Genomic DNA, 1,038 nt, shown 5'->3' with positions numbered 1-1,038 from the left:
ATTTTCACAAGGACCTGCTCAATTAATACGCAAAACCATAAAGTATATTAAATCCGTTAAAAAACATGCGTACACCCTTGTTTTCTCTTCTTATTAAAGGAGGAATTATTATGGGCTTTGGTGGTAGCTGCGGTGGCGGCTGTGGCTTTGCAGGGGGATTTGTCTTTATTAGTTGTATTATTTATCTTATTAATTATTGTTGGAGCTTCTTGCTTCTGCTAAAAAACTATTAGAAAAGGCACCCTTATATGGACGCCTTTTCTTTATGTATATTATTTATTATCCAATTCATTGGTTTTATTATAAACACATTTTATTTCTCCAAAATTTCACTATTACTGATAGTCTTTTTAGGTAAATTTAGAGATATTAATTATATTATAAAAATATTAGGATAAATAAATTGTTATTATTCTCTTGTAATCTTTATCATCCACCATTTAAAGTTTCTTTAAACTATTACATAACATATGTTTTTTTGTACCATGCTTTGTTAATGCATTTAACCTTCTTAGATATTGAGGGTTTAGAATTATCCCTTGGTATAGCTATATCATTAGAACATCCTGCGATATTTAAACAAAATGTAGCCAATAAAAACAATAATATTAATTTATTCAAATAATCACTTCTAACTCTTTTTTAATTAACATTTTGATATAAAATAAACCTCTCACTAATTTTACATTAGATTAAAAGTTGAAAACTATTCTTATAATCATAAAATGTTAAATTTTTGTCCAATGAGATAGTAATACCCCTCCTAAAAACCTACTTATTTCCCTAGGTCGGTCTTCTTAAATTTTTTAGCATCATAAAATCCTAAATCGAACGAATACAACGTTTCTAATGTCTCTGAAGCTCCAATATATTTCAAAATACTCTCTATATCTTTGTATGATTGAAAATATAAAATTTTTGCTTTTGGTATTTTCCCGTCAGTTTGTAATTTTTTCTTCTTAATACCTAATTCTTCAAACATAAAATTATTTAAATGCTCCAAGATATCTTCAGACCCATGAATACGAAAGCGTGGTC

Annotated in this window: 2 pseudogenes; one reads left to right on the top strand and one right to left on the bottom strand. The window is 27.6% G+C overall.

Annotation, left to right across the window (positions count from 1 at the left end):
- Positions 1-110 precede the first annotated feature (110 nt).
- Positions 111-222: pseudogene (locus HMPREF1014_RS32710) on the top strand (YjcZ family sporulation protein).
- Between the two features lie 553 nt (positions 223-775).
- Here the strand turns inward: HMPREF1014_RS32710 and HMPREF1014_RS27555 are convergent.
- Positions 776-1,038, bottom strand: a pseudogene (locus HMPREF1014_RS27555) (hypothetical protein); the annotation flags it as partial.

This window comes from Bacillus sp. 7_6_55CFAA_CT2 (assembly GCF_000238655.1).
GTDB lineage: Bacteria > Bacillota > Bacilli > Bacillales > Bacillaceae_G > Bacillus_A > Bacillus_A cereus.
The sequence above is the reverse complement of the archived record's forward strand: the minus strand, read 5'-3'. Positions and strand labels throughout refer to the sequence as shown.